The sequence below is a fragment of the Nocardia araoensis NBRC 100135 genome (genome assembly GCF_000308435.1).
In the GTDB taxonomy this organism is placed as follows: Bacteria; Actinomycetota; Actinomycetes; order Mycobacteriales; family Mycobacteriaceae; genus Nocardia; species Nocardia araoensis.
In genome coordinates this window covers 14,655-35,032 of record NZ_BAFR01000196.1, presented here as the reverse complement: position 1 = coordinate 35,032, position 20,378 = coordinate 14,655, and the positions used below count along the sequence as shown (strand labels likewise).

The window sequence follows — 20,378 nt, the reverse complement described above, 5'->3', positions numbered from 1 at the left end:
CGGCCGAGCGTTTCCGTCCGCCGGTGAACGCCGCGCAGCGTCTGGTCGCCGCGGTGTTCGCGCAGGTGCTGCGGGTCGAGCGGGCCGGGCTGGACGACGACTTCTTCGCCCTCGGCGGCAGTTCGCTGGACGCCACCCAGGTCACGGCGCGCACGGGTGAGGCGGCGGGCGTGCGCGTCCCGGTGCGGGCGCTGTTCGACGCGCCCACGGTGGAGGGCTTCGCCGCCGCCGTCGAGCGGCTCGGCGCCGCAGGGGCTCCGCGACTTCCGCTGGCCCGCCGTCCACGGCCCGATCGGGTGCCGCTCTCGCCCGCGCAGCAGCGCCTGTGGTTCCTCAACCGTGTCGAGAGCCAGGACGGCGCCGACAGCGTCTACAACCTGCCGATCGTGCTGCGGCTGACCGGCCGCCTCGATGTGACCGCGCTGGAGCGCGCCGTGCTCGACGTGCTGGCCCGGCACGAGTCGCTGCGCACCACCTACCCCGAAACCGACGACGGCCCCTGCCAATCCGTTCTCGACGCCGCCGACATCGGCTTGAGCCTGCACCCGGTGCCGATCGACCGCTCGGCGGCCCGGGACGCCGTGGCGGGCATCGTCCGCGCAGGCTTCGACGTGACCGCCGAGCTGCCGTGCCGGGTCGCGTTGCTCTCGGTGGACCGGGTGGACGAGGCGCGCGGCGTCACCGGTGACGAGTACGTGCTGGTGTTCGTCGTGCACCACATCGCCGCCGACGCCCTGTCGATGGTCCCGCTGGTCACCGACCTGGTCCGGGCCTACCTCGCGCGCCTGACCGGTCGGCGGCCGGACTGGGAGCCGCTGCCGGTGCAGTACGCCGACTACAGCCTCTGGCACCGGGAATTGCTCGGCGTCGACGACGTCCCCGGCGACTTGGCCTACCAGCAGTTGCGCTTCTGGCAAGACGTACTGGCCGGCGCGCCCGCGCAACTGCCTCTCCCGGCCGATCATCCGCGGCCCGCCGTCCCCTCTTACGAGGGAGCGGCCGTCGACTTCGTGATCGAGCCCGAGGTGACGGCGGGCTTGCGCGCGCTGGCCCGGCGCAGCGGCGCGACGCTGTTCATGACGCTGCACGCGGCCTTCGCCGCCACGCTGGCCCGGTTGAGCGGCAGCGCCGACATCGTCATCGGCTCGCCCGTCGGCGGACGCGGGGAACGGGCGCTCGACGGACTCGTCGGCATGTTCGTCAACACCCTCGCGCTGCGCACCCGCGTGGCCGCCGACGCCTCGTTCGCCGCGCTGCTGACCGATGTGCGCGACGGCGACCTGGCCGCGTTCGCCAACGCCGACCTGCCGTTCGAGCGCCTGGTGGACGTGCTGGCGGTGGATCGCTCCGCGGGCGCGCACCCGCTGTTCCAGGTGATGTTCAGTTTCGAGGCCGCGACGCCCGCCTTCGACGAGAAGTCCATGGAGGTGCCGTGGCTGTCGGTGCACCCGGTCGAGATTCCCGATACCGGTGCGAAATTCGACCTGCATCTGGTGGTGACGGAGCGCGCGGCGGGGCTGTCGGGGACCCTGCGCTATGCGACCGATCTGTTCGACGACGCGACGGTCGAGTCGTTCGCCGACCGCTTCCGCCGGATGCTCGTCGCCGTCGCGGTCGACGCCGGTGCGCGGATCGGCGACATCGAACTGCTGTCGGACACCGAACGCACGCGGGTGTTGCGGGAATGGAATGCCACCGATCACCCCCTACTCGAATCGGACACGCTCCCTTCGCTATTCGCCGCCCAAGTCGCGCGCACACCGGACGCGCCCGCGGTGACCTTCGAAGAGGCGACATCGGTCGGCACGTCACCCGGGCGCCACGCTGCAACGAGTCGCTCTGCGGCGCTGCGTTACTCGTCGGCTGACCAGCCCGCAACGATCGGCGACGAGGCACTGGCCCACCCGTCGCCTGACCACCCCGCAACGATCGGCGAGGCGGCGCTGGCCCACCCGGCGCCCCACCCCCCGATGAGTGGCTCCGCGACGCTCACATATTCCGAGTTCGCCGCCCGGGTCAACCGGCTGGCGCGGTGGCTCGTCGCCCAGGGTGTGGGCCCGGAGTCGCTGGTGGCGATCGGTATACGCCGATCCGTCGACCTGGTCGTCGGAATGTACGCGGTCTCCGTCGCCGGCGGCGCATACGTGCCGCTCGACCCCGATCACCCGGCCGAGCGCACCGCTCACATCCTGGCCACGGCCGCGCCGGTGTGCGTGCTGACCGCGGGCGCGGACCTGAACTGCGGCCTGCCCGAGACGCGGATCGACGAGCTGGACCTGTCCGGCTACCCGGACGCCCCGCTCACCGACGCCGACCGGCGCGCTCCGCTGCGCCCGGCGAACACCGCGTATGTGCTGTTCACCTCGGGCTCCACGGGCCGGCCGAAGGGCGTGGCGATGAGCCACCGCGGCATCGTGAATCGCTTGCGCTGGATGCAGTCCGCGTATGCCGCGCTCGGGCCGGGTGACGCGCTGTTGCAGAAGACGCCCGCCACCTTCGACGTCTCGGTGCCGGAGTTCTTCTGGCCGTTGCAGGTCGGCGCGCGCATGGTGCTGGCGCGGCCGGACGGGCACCGCGACCCGGCGTACCTGGCTCGCCTCATCCGCGCCGAGGGCGTCACCGCGGCGCATTTCGTGCCGTCCATGCTGGCCGTCTTCGTCGCGGGCGAGTTCGACGCGCCGTCGCTGCGCGAGGTGTTCTGTTCCGGCGAGGCGCTGCCCGTCGGCGTGGCCCAGCGAATGCGCGCACTCACCGGCGCGCGGGTACACAACGGTTACGGCCCCACGGAGGCCGCCGTCGAGGTGACCTTCCACGAGGTGCGCGACACCGACTTCGAGACCGTGCCGATGGGCAAGCCGATCTGGAACACCAGAACATATGTGCTCGACGCGCGGCTGCGGCCGGTGCCAGCGGGTGTGCCGGGGGAGTTGTATCTCGCGGGCGCGCAACTGGCGCGCGGGTATCTCGACCGTCCCGGGCTCACCGGCGACCGGTTCGTCGCCGACCCGTTCGGGCCGCCCGGTGAACGGATGTACCGCACCGGCGACCTGGTGCGGTGGAACGCCACGGGCGAGCTGGAGTTCCTGGGCCGCACGGATTTCCAGGTCAAGATCCGTGGGCTGCGCGTAGAGCTCGGCGAGATCGAGGCGGTGCTGCTCGCGACGCCCGCCGTGACGCAGGCCGTCGTCCTGGTCCGCGACGATCGCGACGTGGGCGAGCGCTTGGTCGCCTACTTGGTGACGGACGAACCGGTCGATGTGGCGGCAGTGCGCGATGCGGTGGCCCAACGGCTTCCGGGCTATATGGTGCCGCAGGCGTTCGTGGTGCTGGACCAGTTCCCCCTCAACGCGTCCGGAAAGCTGGATCGATCGGCGCTGCCCGCGCCCGCGATCGCCCCGACGGTGTTCGAGGCGCCGAGCGGGGAAGCGGAAAAGCTGGTCGCCGAGACGTTCTCGGCCCTGCTCGGGGTAACCGAGATCGGAGCCGAGGACGATTTCTTCGCCTTGGGCGGCAACTCGCTCAGCGCCACCCAGCTCGCCGCGCGGCTTGGCAAAGCCACCGGAGCCGAGGTGGCGGTGCGCACGATCTTCGACGCTCCCACGGTGCGCGCGTTGGCGCGGCGGATCGCTGTCGAGGCTCCGGCCGAGACCGGCCCCGTCGCGCTGCCGCCGCTCACGCCGCAGGAGCGCGGCGGGGCGATCCCGCTGTCGATCGCCCAGCAGCGCATGTGGTTCCTGAACCGGTTCGACACCACCAGCGGCGCCTACAACATCCCGTTCGCGCTGCGCCTCACCGGAGCGCTGAACGTGCCCGCCTTGGAGGCGGCGATCGCCGACGTGATCGCCCGGCACGAAACGCTGCGCACGATCTACCCCGAACACGACGGCGGCGCGACGCAGGTGGTGCTGCCCGCCGGGACGAAGCTGGTCGATCTGGTCGCACGGCCGGTTCCCGCGGCGCAGGTGCCCGACCTCGTCGCCGCCGCGGCCCGCGCCGGGTTCGACGTGACCGCCGAGGTACCGCTGCGCGTGCGCCTGCTGCGCGTGGCGGACGACGCCGAAGCGAGCGGCCACCAGGTGCACGTCCTGCTGTTCGTCGTGCACCACATCGCCGCCGACGGTTGGTCGTTCGCGCCGCTCACCCGGGACTTGGCCAACGCTTACGTCGCGCGGTGCGCGGACACGGCCCCGGCTCCGGGAGCGCTGCCGGTGCAGTACGCCGACTTCGCGATCTGGCAGCGCGCCGCGCTCGGCTCCGCCGACGACCCGGCCTCGGTGCTGGCACGTCAGCTGGCCTACTGGACCGATCGGCTGGCCGGGCTGCCCGAGGTGCTGACGCTCCCGTCCGACCGGCCCCGTCCCGCGGCCGCCACCAACCGGGGCGGCGCGTTGACCGGCCGGCTCGACGCCGCCCTGCACGAGCAGATCCGGGAACTCGCCGCGACGCACCGGGCGACCCCGTTCATGGTGCTGCACACCGCGCTGGCCGTGCTGCTGAGCCGCTACGGCGCGGGCCGGGACGTCGTGATCGGCGCGCCGGTCGCCGGGCGCGGCGAGGAAGCGCTGGACGAACTGGTCGGCATGTTCGTCAACACGCTGGTGCTGCGCACCGAGGTCCGCCCGGACGCGACCCTGGCCGAATTGCTGCACTCGGTGCGCGCGGCCGACCTGGCCGCCTTCGACCACGCCGCGGTGCCGTTCGAGCAATTGGTCGAGGTCTTGAATCCCGTCCGCTCGCAGGCGCACGCTCCGCTCTACCAGGTCGCGCTCACCTTGCAGAACCAGACCGCGCCGGAGTTCCGGCTGCACCGGCTGGCCATCGCTCCGCTGGAGATCGGCGCGGCGCCGATCCAGCTCGACCTGGACTGGACGCTGACCGACCGGTACACCGCCGACGGCGCACCCGACGGCATCGACGTGCACCTGCACTACGCGCTCGACCTGTTCGACGAACCGACCGTCGCCGGGTTCCTCGCCGCGTTCGAACGCGTGCTGCGCGCCATGGCGCGCGACGCCCGCACCGCGGTCGGCGCGGTCGAGCTGATGTCGGTGGCCGAGCGCGGCATGCTGCTGTCGGACCGCAACGCCACCGCGCGCCCGCTGCCCGCCGAGACGCTGGACGACCTGCTCACCGCACGCGTCGCGGCCACGCCCCACCGGGTCGGCGTGCGCTACGAGGACGAGTCGGTGACCTACGCCGAGTTCGCCTCCCGCGTGAACCGGCTGGCCCGCACGCTGATCCAGGCGGGTGTCGGCCCGGAGGACATCGTCGGGCTGGCCGCGTCGCGCTCGATCGACATGCTCGTGGCGATGTACGCGATCGTGCGCGCGGGCGCGGCGTATCTGCCGATCGATCCGGCGCATCCGGCCGAGCGCACGACGCAGGTCGTCGCGACCGCCGCGCCCCGGCTGGTGCTCACCGCGGGCGGGGCGACGTTGCCCGCGTTCGACGGCGTGCCCGTGCTCGACCTCACCGATCTCGACCTCGCCGACGTCGCCGACGGACCGGTCACCGATGCCGAGCGGATCGCCGCGCTGCGCGCGGACAACACGGCCTACGTGCTGTTCACCTCCGGCTCCACGGGGCGGCCGAAGGGCGTCGCGGTCACCCATCGCGCGATCATGAACCAGCTGCGCTGGCTGGAATTCCGCTACCGGGTCACCGCGTCCGACCGCATCCTGCAACGGGCCCCGCTGACCTTCGACGTGTCGGTGTGGGAATGCTTCCTGCCGATCGCCGTCGGCGCGCCGCTGGTGATCGCCCGGCCCGGCGGGCACCTGGACCTGGCCTACTTCGCGGACCTGCTGCGCGAACACCGGATCACCATCGCGGAGTACGTGCCCTCGGTGCTGGCCGCGCTGATCGGGGAGGGCATGGGCGACGCGCTGCGGTCGTTCCGGCACCTGCATTGCGGCGGCGAGGCGCTCACCCCCGATCTGCTCGCCGCGCTGCGCGGCAGCTTCGACGGCGCGGTGCACAACGCCTACGGCCCCACCGAGGCGGCGATCTCGGCGATCTACCACGAATTCACCGACCGGGACGCGGAATCCGAGCGGGACGTCGCCATCGGCCGCCCCTGCTGGAACACCAGGGCCTATGTGCTCGATGCCTGGTTGCGCCCGGTGCCGATCGGCGTCACGGGCGAGCTGTATCTGGCGGGTGACCAGCTGGCGCGCGGCTATCACGCCCGCCCCGGACTGACCGCGGAGCGATTCGTCGCCGATCCGTTCGGCGTGCCCGGCCGCATGATGTACCGGACCGGCGATCTGGTGCGCTGGAACCGTGACGGCGATCTGGTGTATCTGGGCCGCAACGACTTCCAGGTCAAGCTGCGCGGCCAGCGGATCGAGCTGGGTGAGATCGAGGCCGTCCTCGCCGCCGCGTCCGGCGTGACCAACGCGGCGGTGCTCGTGGCCCGCGACAGCGCGGGACAGGACTGCCTCGTCGGTTACGTCACCGGCGCCGCCCCGACGCCCGAGGAGGTGCTCGACGAGGCGCGGGCCCACCTGCCCGCCCACATGGTGCCCGCCCATCTCGTCGTGCTCGACGAGATGCCGCTGACCACCGTGGGCAAGCTCGATCGGTCGGCGCTGCCCGCCGTCGAGCTCACCGGCGCGGCGGGTGCGTTCCGCGCGCCGCGGGAGGGGACCGAGGCGGTGCTCGCCACGCTGGTCGCCGACCTGACCGGCGCGGCGCGGATCGGCGCGGACGACGACTTCTTCGCCGGCGGCGGCAATTCGCTGCTGGCCATGCGGCTGGTCGCCCGGGTCAACGCCGCCTTCGGGTGCGCGCTGACCGTACGCGAGGTGTTCGAAGCCCCGACCGTGGCCGAGCTGGCCCTGCGCGCGGCGGGATCGGAACGCCGGGACGCCGCCCGGCCCGCGCTCGTTCCGCGCGAGCGTCCCGAGCGAATTCCTTTGTCCTTGGCGCAGACCCGGATGTGGCTGCTGCACCGGCTCGACCCGGACTCGGCGGTCTACCACATCCCGATCACCATGCGGCTCACCGGCGCGTTGGACCTGGCGGCATTGCGCGCGGCCGTGCGCGATGTGATCGATCGGCACGAATCGCTGCGCACCGTCTTCCCGGCGGACGCCGACGGCCCCGCCCAAGTAGTTCGCACGGGCGCGAACGTGCCCGAACTGCCGCTGCACCCGATCGAGGTTTCCGAGCCGGAGCTGCGCGCGGCGGTGCTCGCTGCGGTCGGCGAGAGCTTCGATCTGCGCACTCGTATCCCGGTGCGGACGAGTCTGTTCCGTGTCGCGCCCGAAGATCATGTGCTGGCCGTGGTGGTCCATCACATCGCCGCCGACGGCGTCTCCACCGCGCCGCTGGCCCGCGACCTGATGACGGCCTATATCGCGCACGTCGCGGGGGAGGCGCCGCAGTGGCGGCCGCTACCCGTGCAATACGTGGATTTCACCCTCTGGCAGCGCGAGGCGCTCGGCTCCGCGGACGACCCGGACTCGCCGCTGTCGCACCAGATCGCCTACTGGCGAGCCGAACTCGACGGACTCGCCCCGGTGCTGGAGCTGCCCGCCGACCGCCCCCGCCCGGCGGTGGCCTCCGGGCGCGGCGCCACCGTCGAGTTCGCGATCCCCGCCGACCTCACCGGCGCCATCGCGCGACTCGCCCGGCGGCACGGCGTCTCGACGTTCATGGTGCTGCACGCCGCCTACGCCGTGCTGCTGGCCCGGCTCGCAGGCGTCGACGACGTCGCCATCGGCACTCCCGTGGCGGGACGCGGCGAACAAGCGCTGGACGATCTGGTCGGCATGTTCGTCAACACCCTCGTGCTGCGCACGCCGATCGCGGCGGACTCGTCGTTCGCCGCATTGCTCGGCCGCGTGCGCGAAGTCGACGTGCGGGCCTTCGCCCACGCCGATCTGCCGTTCGAGCGCCTGGTCGAGGAGTTGAACCCGGTCCGCTCGCAGGCTCATTCGCCGCTGGTGCAGACGCTGCTCACCTTCGAGCAGCACGACGACACCGAGCTGCGGCTGCCCGGTCTCACGGTGTCGGCCTATCCGCTGGACAACGGCGTCGCGCAATTCGACCTGGCGGTGGAACTGACCGAACACCGCGTGGCGACCGGTTACGCGCTGCGCGGCGTGCTGCGGTATGCCACGGACCTGTTCGATCAGGCCACCGCCGAGACGTTCGGGGCTCGCTTCACTCGCGTGCTGCGAGCCGCGGTGGCCGACCCCTCGGCGCGGGTCGGCGACCTCGAACTCATGGACGACGCGGAACGGGCCCTGGTGCTCGACCACTGGAACGACACCGCCGTCCCCGTCGACCCGGCCGCCACGCTGATCTCGCTGTTCGAGGCGCAGGTGGCGAGGACTCCGGACGCGCCCGCGGTCACGGTCGACGGGCGCACGCTGTCCTACGCCGAGTTCGCCGCGCGGGCCCGGCGGCTGGCGCGCTGGCTGGTCGGCCAGGGTGTCGGCCCGGACGCTCCGGTCGCGCTCGGCATGCGGCGGTCGCTGGACCTGGTGGTCGGCATCTACGCGGTCACCCTCGCGGGCGGCGCGTACGTCCCGCTCGACCCCGACCATCCGGCCGAGCGGCTGGAGTATGTGCTCTCGACCGCACGGCCGGTGTGCGTGCTCACCTCCGGCTCGGACTTGGACGCGGGCGCGGCGCGACAGGTCCGTATCGACCGGCTCGATCTGACCCGCTACTCCGCCGAACCGCTCACCGCCCTGGACCGGCTCGGTACTCCCGCCCCTGGCCACACCGCCTATGTGATCTTCACCTCGGGATCGACCGGCCGCCCGAAGGGGGTGGCCGTCGCCCACGCGGCGATCGTGAACCGCCTCACCTGGATGCAGTCGGCCTATCCGCTCGTCGCGGACGACGTGGTGCTCCAGAAGACCCCGGCCACCTTCGATGTGTCCGTCTGGGAATTTTTCTGGCCCTTGGCTTTCGGCGCGCGCTTGGTGGTCGCCCGTCCGGACGGGCATCGCGACCCCGCGTATCTGGCCCGCCTCATCGTCGAGCAGCGCGTCACGACGGCGCACTTCGTACCCGCCATGCTGGAGGTTTTCCTGGCGGATCCGCTCACAGAAAAGTGCATTACGCTGCGCAACGTCTTCGCATCGGGCGAGGCATTGCCCGCGGTTGCCGCGCAGCGGGCGCGAGAGGTGATCGGAGCGCGGGTGCACAACCTGTACGGCCCCACCGAGGCCGCCGTCGACGTCACCTATCACGAGGTGACCGATCAGGACCTGGTGTCCGTGCCGATCGGCAGGCCGGTGGCCAACACCCGCCTGCTGGTGCTGGACGCCAGGATGCGGCCGGTGCCCGTCGGCGTTCCGGGGGAGCTGTACCTCGCGGGCAGGCAACTGGCCCAGGGATATGTGGCGCGGCCTGAGCTGACCGCCGACCGGTTCGTGGCGAACCCGTTCGGGCCCGCCGGGGCGCGGATGTACCGCACGGGTGACCTCGTCTCCTGGACCGACGAGGGCGAGCTGGAGTACCTCGGTCGCACGGACTTCCAGGTGAAGCTGCGCGGCCTGCGCATCGAGCCGGGCGAGATCGAGTCGGCGCTGTCGGCGCTGGACGCGGTCGCCCAGGCGGTGGTGCTGGTCCGTTCGGACGATCGGTCGGGCGATCAGCTCGTCGCCTACCTGGTCGCCTCCGGCGGCCACACGATCGACACCGACGACGTGCGCGCCGCGCTGAGCGCCGAATTGCCCGCGTACATGGTGCCCACCTCGTTCGTCCTGATGGAGCGGTTCCCGGTCAACGCCTCCGGCAAGCTGGACCGCGCCGCGCTGCCCGCGCCGCGGTTCGCGACCGCGGGTTATCGCGCCCCGGCCACCCGCACCGAGGCGACCGTCGCGCGGATCGTCGCGGCGCTGCTCGGCGCCGAGCGCGTCGGCGCGGACGACGACTTCTTCGCTCTCGGCGGAAACTCGCTGATCGCTACGCAGGTCGCCGCCCGGCTCGGCGCCGAACTGGATGCCGAGATCCCGGTGCGCCTGCTGTTCGAGGCGCCGACCGTGACCGCGCTGGCCACGCGGGCCGAACGGCTCGCGGGGACGGGCGCCAAGCCGGTCCTCGCCCCGCGGCCGCGCCCGGAGCGCATCCCGCTCTCACCCGCCCAGCAGCGCCTGTGGTTCCTCAACCGCTTCGATCCCACCGAGACCGTGCACAACATCGCGGTGGTGGTCCGCCTCACCGGCTATCTGGACCCGGACATTCTCGCCGCCGCCGTCGGCGACGTGGTGGCCAGGCACGAAACGCTGCGCACGGTGTATCCCGATCACGAGGGCATCGGCTACCAGCGGATTCTGGACGTCGGCCAGGCGCAGGGGATCCAGATGCTGGAGGCGACGGGCGCGCTGCGGGAGTTCGTCGCCGCGCCGTTCGACCTGACCGCCGAGGTGCCGCTGCGCGTCGGCCTGGTGACCCGGTCCGATCGCGATCACCTGCTGGCGCTGGTGGTGCACCACATCGCGGCCGACGGCTTCTCGATGGGTCCGCTGGCTCACGATCTCGCCACCGCCTACGCGGGCCGCGCGACCCGCACCGCCCCGGCGTGGACCGCGCTCGACCTGCAATACGCCGACTACGCGCTCTGGCAGCGCGAGGTGCTCGGCGCGGAGGACGACCCGGACTCGGTGGCCGCGCGCCAGCTGGCGTACTGGCGCGAGACGCTGCGCGCGCTGCCCGCCCAGCTCGACCTGCCCGCCGACCGGCCGCGCCCCGCGGTCGCCTCGCACGCCGCGGCGAGCGCGACCGTGGCGCTGCCGCCCGAGGTCGGCGACGGCATCGCCGACGTGGCCGCGCGCTATGAGGCCACCCCGTTCATGGTCGTGCACGCCGCGCTGGCCACCTTGCTGGCCAGGCTGTCCGGCACGGCCGACATCGCGATCGGCGCGCCCGTCGCGGGACGAGGCGACGCGGCGCTGGACGAGCTGGTCGGCATGTTCGTCAACACGCTGGTGCTGCGCGCGGAGGTCCCCGGCTCGGACACCTTCGCCGCCGTGCTGCGCCGGGTGCGCGAGCGCGATCTGGACGCCTTCGCCCATGCCGACGTGCCGTTCGAGCGCTTGGTCGAGGTGCTCGATCCGCCGCGCTCGCGGGCGCGTCACCCGCTGTTCCAGATCGCGCTGTTCTTCCAGAACCTCGCGCCGGTCACCCTGGACATGGCCGGCGTCGCGGTGGCCGAGTACGACTTCGACTACGAGACCACGCCGTTCGACCTCCAGCTCACCGTTACCGGTGACACGCTGCGCTGGACCTACGCCACCGACCTGTTCGACGCCGCCACCGTGGCGACCTTCGGCGCGCGTTTCACCCGCTTGCTCGCCGCGGTCACCGCCGACCCGGAGCAGGTGGTCGGCGATATCGATCTGTTCGGGGCGGGCGAGTTGCACCGCGTGGTCACCGAGTGGAACGACTCCGCCCACACCGCCCTGGCCGACGAACTGTTGCTCGACGAATTCGAGGCGCAGGCCGTCGCGACGCCCGACGATCCCGCGCTGGTGTTCGTGCCCGACAGCGCGACGCCTCCGTCCACCGTGACCTACGGCGACCTGGACCGGCGCGCCAACCGGCTGGCCCGTCACCTGATCGCGACGGGCGTCGGCCCCGAAACACTCGTGGGGCTGGCGATCCGGCGCTCACCGGAACTGGTGATCGCGATGTATGCGGTGCTCAAGGCGGGCGGCGCGTACGTGCCGATCGACCCGGACCATCCCGCGCGGCGGATCACGCACATTCTCGACACCGCCGCGCCCGTGGCCGTGCTCACCACGACGCCCGACCGGATCGAGGTCGGCGATTCCGTCGCCACCATCCTGGTCGACGTCGTCGCGCTGGACGGCTACTCCGACGACCCGATCGCGGCCGACGAGCGTCCCGCGCCGATCCACCCGGGCAGCCCGGCCTACGTGATCTTCACCAGCGGCTCCACCGGGAAGCCGAAGGGCGTGAGCGTGTCGCACGCCGCGATCGTCAACCAGATGACCTGGATGCAGGCGCGGTACGGTCTCACCGCCGAGGACGTCTACCTGCAGAAGACGGCGACCACGTTCGACGTCTCCCTGTGGGGCTATTTCCTGCCGTTGCGCGTCGGCGCGACGCTCGTGCTGGCCGCCCCGGACGGCCACCGCGACCCTGCCTACCTCACCTGGGTCTGCGCCGAAAGACGGGTCACCGTCACCGATTTCGTGCCGTCCATGTTGAGCGTCTTCGCCGGGTACGTGACTGCCGCCGAGCAGCGCGCCGCACTCGAGTCGCTGCACACGGTCTTCGTGATCGGTGAGGCGCTGCCCGCCGAGACCGTACGGGCGTTCGGCGGGGTGAGCGCCGCACGGGTGCACAATCTGTACGGCCCCACCGAAGCGGCGGTGAGCATCACCCACCGCGACGTCACCGGCGAGATCGGCCGCACCGTCCTGCCGATCGGCAATCCGGCATGGAACAGCAGGGTCTACGTGCTGGATTCGCGGCTGCGCCCGACGCTGCCCGGCGTCGCGGGAGAGCTGTACCTCGCGGGCGTCCAGCTGGCGCGCGGCTACCACGGCAGGCCGGACCTGACCGCCGATCGCTTCGTGGCCAACCCGTTCGGCGCGCCGGGCGAGCGGATGTACCGCACCGGCGACTCGGTGCGCTGGGAGACCCGCGGCGACACGGCCGAGTTGGTGTATTTGGGCCGCACGGACTTCCAGGTGAAGTTCCGCGGCCAGCGCGTCGAACTCGGTGAGATCGAGGCCGCACTCGCGGCCGCGCCCGGGGTGGCGCAGGCGGCGGCCCGGGTGGTCACCACCGTCACCGGCGAGGTCCACCTGGTCGGCTACGTCACCGCCGCGCCGGGCGCGGCGGTAGCGGAAGCCGAGGCGCTGCGCGCCGCCGCGAGCACGCTGCCGTCGTACATGCTCCCCGCGGCGTTGCTCACGCTGGACGCCTTCCCGCTCAACGCCTCCGGCAAGCTGGACCGGAATGCGTTGCCGGACCCGGTTTTCGACCGCGTCGCCTATCTCCCACCCGTCACCCTGGCCGAACGGCTGGTGGCGGCGGCCTTCGAATCGGTGCTGGACAACGGGCCGATCGGCGTCGAAGACCACTTCTTCGCGCTGGGCGGCAACTCGCTCAGCGCCACCCGGGTGGCGGCCCGGCTGGCCGACCGGCTCGGTCGCCGCATCCCGGTGCGGCTGCTGTTCGAGGCGCCGACGGTGGGAACGCTGGCCGGCCTGCTCACCGCGGAGGCCGCCGCCGCCGAGCAGGCGGTGCCCTTGGTGGCGGGGCCGCGGCCGGAACTGATTCCGCTCGCGCCGGTTCAGCGCGGCATGTGGTTCCTCAACCGGCTCGATCCGTCGTCCGCCGCGCACAACATCCCGGTCGCGCTGCGCATCGAAGGGGAACTGAACACCGACGCCATGATCGGCGCGTTCGCCGACGTCGTGGCCAGGCACGAGACCTTGCGCACCAGCTATCCGGCCGACGCGACCGGAGCAGGTCGCCAGGTGATCCTGCCCGCCGACGGCGCGGTGGGCTTGGCGGTCGAAGCGCTGGACGGTCGCGCCGCCGATGACCGGATCGCCGAATTCCTCGACGCGGGTTTCGACGTCACCGCCGCCGTTCCGGTGCGCGCCGCCCTGCTGCGGGAGCACGCCACCAGTCACGTGCTGGTCGCGGTGGTGCATCACATCGCGGCCGACGGCTACTCGATGAATCCGCTGCTGCGCGATCTGCTCACGGCCTATCTGTCCCGCGTGCTCGGCACGGAACCGGTCTGGCCCGCGCTCGCCGCCCAGTACGCCGACTACGCCTTGTGGCAGACCGCTGAGCTGGAAAGCGTTGCCGCTGGAGAACTTTCGTATTGGTCCGAGACGCTGCGCGACCTGCCGGGCGAACTCGAACTGCCCGCCGACCGTCCGCGTCCCGCCGTCGCGAGCAAGCGCGGCGCGAACGTGCGGGCCAGGATCGGCGGCGGCGCCGCGGAGCGGATCCGCGAACTGGCGCTGCGCCACGACGCGACGCCGTTCATGGTGGTGCACGCCGCGCTCGCCGTCCTGCTGTCGCGGCTGTCGGGCTCCGGCGACGTCCCGATCGGCACACCGGTGGCCGGACGCGGCGCGGCGGCTCTGGACGACCTGGTCGGCATGTTCGTCAACACCGTGGTGCTGCGCGCCGACGTGCGCGCCGACGAGTCCTTCACCGATCTGCTCGCCCGGATCAGGGCCGTCGACCTCGCGGCGTTCGAGCACGCGAGCGTGCCGTTCGATCGGGTGGTCGACGAACTCGGCGTCGAGCGTTCCCAGGATCGGCATCCGTTGTTCACCGTGGCGCTGAGCTACCTGAACGCCGCCGCCGACGCCTTCGCCGTGCCCGGCCTCGAACTCACCCCCGTCGGATTCGACGAGCGGGTGGCGCGTTTCGACCTGCAATTCACCGTATCGGCCGAGCCGGATGCCGACGGACACCTCGCGGTCGAGCTGGACTACGCCACGGACCTGTTCGACGACGCCACCGCACGCGCACTGCTGCGCCGCTTCGGCAGGCTGCTCGGCACGCTCACGGCGCGACCGGACGCGCCGATCTCCGCCGCCGACCTGCTCGCGCCCGCCGAACGCGCCGACCTGCTCGGCCGCCGCGGCGACGCGCCGGTGCCGCCGCGCACGCTGGGCGAACTGATGGCCGCCGCGGTCGCGTTCGACCCCGACGCTGTCGCGCTGATCGGCGGCGAGCGGCAGCTGACCTACCGGATGCTGGACGAGCAGTCCGCGCGGCTGGCGCGCATGCTCATCGGGCACGGTCTCGGCGCCGAGGACGCGGTGGCCGTCGCGGTGCCGCGCTCGATCACCTCCGTCCTCGCGGTGTGGGCGGTGGCCAAGACCGGCGCCGCGTTCGTTCCGGTCGACCCGACCTATCCGGCCGAGCGGATCGCGCACATGCTGACCGATTCCGGTGCGGCGCTGGGCCTGACGATCGCCACCTGCCGCGCGGCGCTGCCCGATGACGTCGACTGGCTGGTGCTGGACGCGCCGTCCACCGCCGCGCGGATGCGCCGCAACAGCGCGGAGCCGGTCGACGCCGCCGAACTCGTCCGTCCCGTGCGGTGCGAGAACCCGGCCTGGATGATCTACACCTCCGGCTCGACCGGAACGCCCAAGGGCGTGGTCGCCACGCACGGCGGTCTCGCCGGAGTGGCTCTCGCCCAGCGGGACCGGTACCTGGTCACCGCGGACGCGCGCGTGCTGCACGTGGCCTCGCCCAGCTTCGACGCGTCCATGCTGGAACTGCTGCTGGCGCTGTCCGCGGGGGCGGCGCTGGTGATCGCGCCTCCCGGCGTCTACGGCGGCGCGGAACTCACCGCGCTCATCCGCGACCAGCGGGTGACGCACGCGTTCCTCACCCCGGCCGTCCTGCCCACGCTCGACCCGACCGAGCTGGACTGTCTGCGGGTACTCACCGTCGGCGGCGAGTCCTACGGCCCGGATACGGTGCTGCGCTGGGCCCCCGGCCGGTCGTTCCACAACACCTACGGCCCGACCGAGACCACCGTCATCGCGACCATCAGCGCGGCGCTGCGGCCCGGCGATCCGCTCGACCTGGGCACGCCGATCCACGGCATGTCGGCGGTGGTGCTGGACGGCAGGTTGCGGCCCGTGCCGATCGGCGTCACCGGTGAGCTGTACCTGCGCGGTCCCGGACTGGCCCGGGGATACCATGCGCGGCCGGGGCTTTCGGCGTTCCGGTTCGTCGCCGACCCCTACGGTCCCGCGGGTGGACGGTTGTACCGGACCGGTGATCTGGTGCGGTGGACCGGATCCGGCGCGCTGCGCTATGTCGGGCGTTCCGACCACCAGGTGAAGGTGCGCGGCCTGCGCATCGAACTGGGTGAGATCGACGCCGTGCTCGCGGCGCACGAGACGGTGCGCACGGCCGTCACCGTCGGCCATACCGACCCCTCGGGAGCGGTGTCGCTGGTCGCCTATGTGGTCGCGGCCGAGGGGCACACGGTCGACACCGTCGACCTGCTGACGCACGCCGCCCGCTCGCTCGCCGCGTACATGGTGCCGAGCAGCGTGCTGGTGCTGGACGAGCTGCCCTTGACTCCGGTCGGCAAGCTGGATCGCAAGGCGTTGCCGCAGCCCGAATTCCGCACCGCCGCGTTCCGTGCGCCGCGCACCGAGACCGAGCGGACGGTGGCGCAGACGGTAGCCGAGGTGCTCGGACTCGACGGCGGCGTCGGCCTGGACGACGATTTCTTCGCCCGCGGCGGCAATTCGCTGACCGCGACCCAGCTGGCCGCACGACTCGCCGACCGGCTGTCGGTCGCCGTCGGCGTCCGCGTGGTGTTCGAGCACCCGACCGTCGCCGCGCTGGCCCGCGCACTGGACGACGCCTCCGGCCCGTCCGCGCGGCCCGCGCTCACCCGGCGCGCGGTGACCGGCCCCGTGCCGCTCTCGCTCGCGCAGCAGCGCATGTGGTTCCTCAACCGCCTCGATCGGCAGTCCACCGCCTACAACATCCCGCTGGCGGTGCGCCTGACCGGCGAGCTGGACGTGGCGGCGCTGAACGCGGCGATCGGCGATGTAGTCGCCCGGCACGACGTGCTGCGCACTGTCTATCCGCTGCACGCGTCCGGGCCGGTGCAGGTGGTATTGCCCGTCGCGGACAGCACCCCGGTGCTCGCGCCCATCGCTGTCCCGGCCGACGATCTGGCCGCAGCGGTGGCCGATTTCGTCGGCGGCGGCTTCGACGTCACCGAGACCGTCCCGGTTCGGGCCCGATTGTTCGCGCCGGTCGACGGCGACGCGGCGGGGACCGAACACGTGCTCGTGGTGGTGGTGCATCACATCGCCGCGGACGGCTCGTCGCTGGCGCCGCTGGCGCGCGACGTCATGGCCGCCTACGCCGCGCGCAAGCGCGGCGGCGCACCGGACTGGTCACCGCTTCCGGTGCAGTACACCGATTTCAGCGTGTGGCAGCGCGAGCTGCTCGGCGCGGAGGACGATCCAGCCTCGTTGCTGGCGCGGCAGATCCGATTCTGGACCGAGACGCTGGCCGAACTGCCCGCGCAACTGAGCCTGCCCACGGACCGGCCGCGTCCCGCCGTCGTCTCCACGCGGGGCAGGCATGTCGATTTCGCCATCGCCCCGGACGTGCAGGCGCGGCTGACCGAACTCGGCCGGGCCTCCGGCGCGACGCTGTTCATGGTGCTGCACGCGGCGTTCACGGTGCTGCTCGCCCGCTTGTCGGGCACCTCGGACATCGCGGTGGGCACCCCGGTGGCCGGGCGCGGCGCGCCCGAACTCGACGACGTCGTCGGCATGTTCGTCAACACACTGGTGTTGCGCGCCCGCGTGGACGCGGGCGAGGGTTTCGCCGACCTGCTCGCGCGCGTGCGCGCCGCCGACGTCGCGGCCTTCGCACACGCCGACGTGCCGTTCGAGCGTCTGGTGGAGGTGCTCAACCCGGAGCGGTCCACCGCGCGACACCCGCTGTTCCAGGTCGGCTTCTCCTTCCACAACCAGGCGGAGGCCGACTTCTCCCTGGACGGATTGACCGCCACCGCGGCCGATTTCGAATCCGAAGTCGCCCAGTTCGACCTGCACCTGATCGTCACCGATCGCTATGGCTCCGACGGAACCCCGGCGGGCATGGCGGCCTCGATCACCTACGCCACCGCCCTGTTCGACGAGTCGACCGTGGCCGGTTTCGCCACTCGCCTGCAACGGCTGCTCGGCGCGGTGTGCGCGGACCCGCGGCTGCCGGTCGGTGATCTCGCGCTGTTGGACCCGGCGGAGACCGAGCGCGTGCTGGTCGCCTGGAACCAGGCCGGGCGCGCCTTCGCCCGGGCGACGCTGGTCGCCGCGTTCGAGGCGCAGGCGGCCCGGACGCCGGGGGCCGTCGCGATCGTCGACGACGCGACGACGGTCACGTACCAGGAGTTCGGCGCGCGGGTCAACCGCCTGGCCCGCGTGCTCATCGGACGCGGTATCGGCCCGGAAAACCTGGTCGCGCTCGCCATACCGCGCAGTGTCGACCTGCTCGTCGCGATGTACGCGGTGCTGACGGCCGGCGGCGCGTACGTGCCGCTCGACCCGGCGCATCCGCTGGAACGCACCGCGAGCGTCTTGGCCGCCGCAGGACCGCGGCTGGTGCTCACCTCGGGGCGGGCGCCGATGCTGCCCGCGACGGCCTCGGAACACAGCGTGGTGCTGGATATCTCGACCGTCAGCGGCACCGTGGCCGACGGACCGGTGCGCGACGACGAACGGATCGCCGCGCTGTCGCCCGCGAACACCGCGTACGTCATCTTCACCTCCGGGTCCACCGGCGCGCCGAAGGGCGTGGCGGTGCCGCACGCGGCGGTCGCGCACCAGCTGGACTGGATGCAGTCGGAATACGCGCTCGACCCGGACGACGCGGTGCTGGTGCTCACCTCGGCCGCCTTCGACCTGTCGGTGTGGGAGTACTGGTGGGCGCCGCGGACCGGAGCCCGGCTCGTGCTCGCGCCCCGGGACGCGCAGCGCGACCCGGCGGCGCTGCTCGATCTGGTGCGCCGCGCTTCGGTGACGACGTTGACGCTGGTGCCGTCGCTGCTGGCCATGCTGGCCGAAGCGTCCGGCGAGCGCCGCCTGCCGCTTTCGCTGCGCAGACTGCTGGTCATCGGCGAGGCGTTGCCCGCGGCGACGGTGCGTCGGGTCGAGGCGCTCACCGCGGCCAGGATCGACAACCTCTACGGACCCACCGAGGCCGCGGTGTCGGTGACCAGGTTCCGCACCGCCGCGGGCGTACGGCAAGCGCTGGTGCCGATCGGCACCCCCGAATCCGGCAACCGGGTCTACGTGCTCGACGACCGTCTGCACCCGGTGCCCGCCGGGGTGACGGGCGAGTTGTATCTCGGCGGCGCGCAACTGGCCCGCGGCTATCACGGCAGCGCCGAACTGACCGCGGAGCGATTCGTATCCGATCCGTTCGGCCCCGCGGGGGCCCGTCTGTACCGCACCGGCGACATGGTGCGCTGGTCCGCCGACGGCAACCTCGAGTACGTCGAGCGGCGCGACTTCCAGGTGAAGATCCGGGGTTACCGCATCGAACTCGCCGAGATCGAGCACGCGTTGCGCTCGCGGCCCGAGATCGGCGAGGCGATCGTCGTCGCCTACGACACCGACGGCGCGAACGCCGTGCTGGCCGGCTATTTCACCGCCGCGCAGCGGCTCGACCCGAGCGTGTTGCGCGCCGCGCTGGCCGACGTCCTGCCGAGCTACATGGTGCCCGCCGTGCTGCGGCAGCTGGAGACGTTGCCGCTCACCGCGAACGGCAAGGTCGACCGCTCGGCCTTGCCGCGACCCGAGCCGCACGCGCGCGAATTCCGCGCTCCCGGTACCGATCTGGAACGTGCCGTGTGCGCCGACTTCGCCGAGATACTCGCCGCCGAGCGGATCGGCCTCGACGACAACTTCTTCGAACGCGGCGGAAACTCGCTGCTGGCCACCCGCCTCGCCGCCCGCCTGAGCGCGGGGCTCGGTGAACAGATCCCGGTGCTGTGGCTGTTCGCCGCGCCGACGCCCGCCCGCCTGATCGCCCAGCTGGAGCAGCACCGATCCGGCCGCGGGCGGGTGGACGCGACCGCCGCGTTCGACGTCGTGCTTCCGCTGCGAACCGGGGGCGCGCGGGAGCCGCTGTTCTGCATCCACCCGGCCGGCGGTGTCGCGTGGTCGTTCGCGGGCCTCGCGGCGCATCTGGACCCGGAGCGGGACGTGTACGGCATCCAGTCGCCGGTGCTCGGGTCGGAGCCGCTGCCGGACTCCATCGACGACTGGGCGAGCCGCTATGTGCGCGAGATCCGCGCGGTGCAACCCGATGGGCCCTACCATCTGCTCGGCTGGTCGCTCGGCGGCGTGCTCGCGCACGCGGTCGCGGTGCAGCTCCAAGAGCAGGGCCAGCGGGTCGCGGTACTGGCCATGATGGACAGCTCGTTGCGGGTCGCCGCCGACGTAGCCGCCGGCGTGCCGGTCGCGGATCTGCTCGGCGGGTTGCTCGGTGAAGCGGCCGCCGACGCCGACGCCGAACTCGACCTGCCCCGGCTCGCGCGCCGCATCGCGGACCTGCCCGAGCCGTGGGCCTCCTTCGGCGCCGACCGCATCGACCGCGTGCTCGGCGCGGGCGCCGGGTCACTGGAGTTGATCCGGCGCTACCGTCCCCGCCCCTACAAGGGCAACCTCGTGTACTTCACCGCCGCCCTGGACGATCCGACCGGCGCCACCGGGGCCGCGAGCTGGGCGGACGCCGTGGACGGCACCGTACACAACCATGCCGTGCACGCTTCGCACTGGCGGATGACTTCGGACTCCGCGCTGGCGCGGATCGGCCACGTCCTCACCGCGGCACTGGCCGACACCGACCGCCCCTAG

The 20,378-nt window shown here is 72.5% G+C and carries 1 protein-coding gene (only partly in view); it reads left to right on the top strand.

Annotation, left to right across the window (positions count from 1 at the left end):
• On the top strand, nt 1-20,378 hold the 3' portion of the coding sequence (locus tag ON21_RS25435; protein WP_039801688.1) for a non-ribosomal peptide synthetase. It extends 5,008 nt beyond the left edge of the window; only the last 20,378 of its 25,386 coding nucleotides appear in the window; its start codon lies off the left edge, out of view; it ends in the stop codon at nt 20,376-20,378.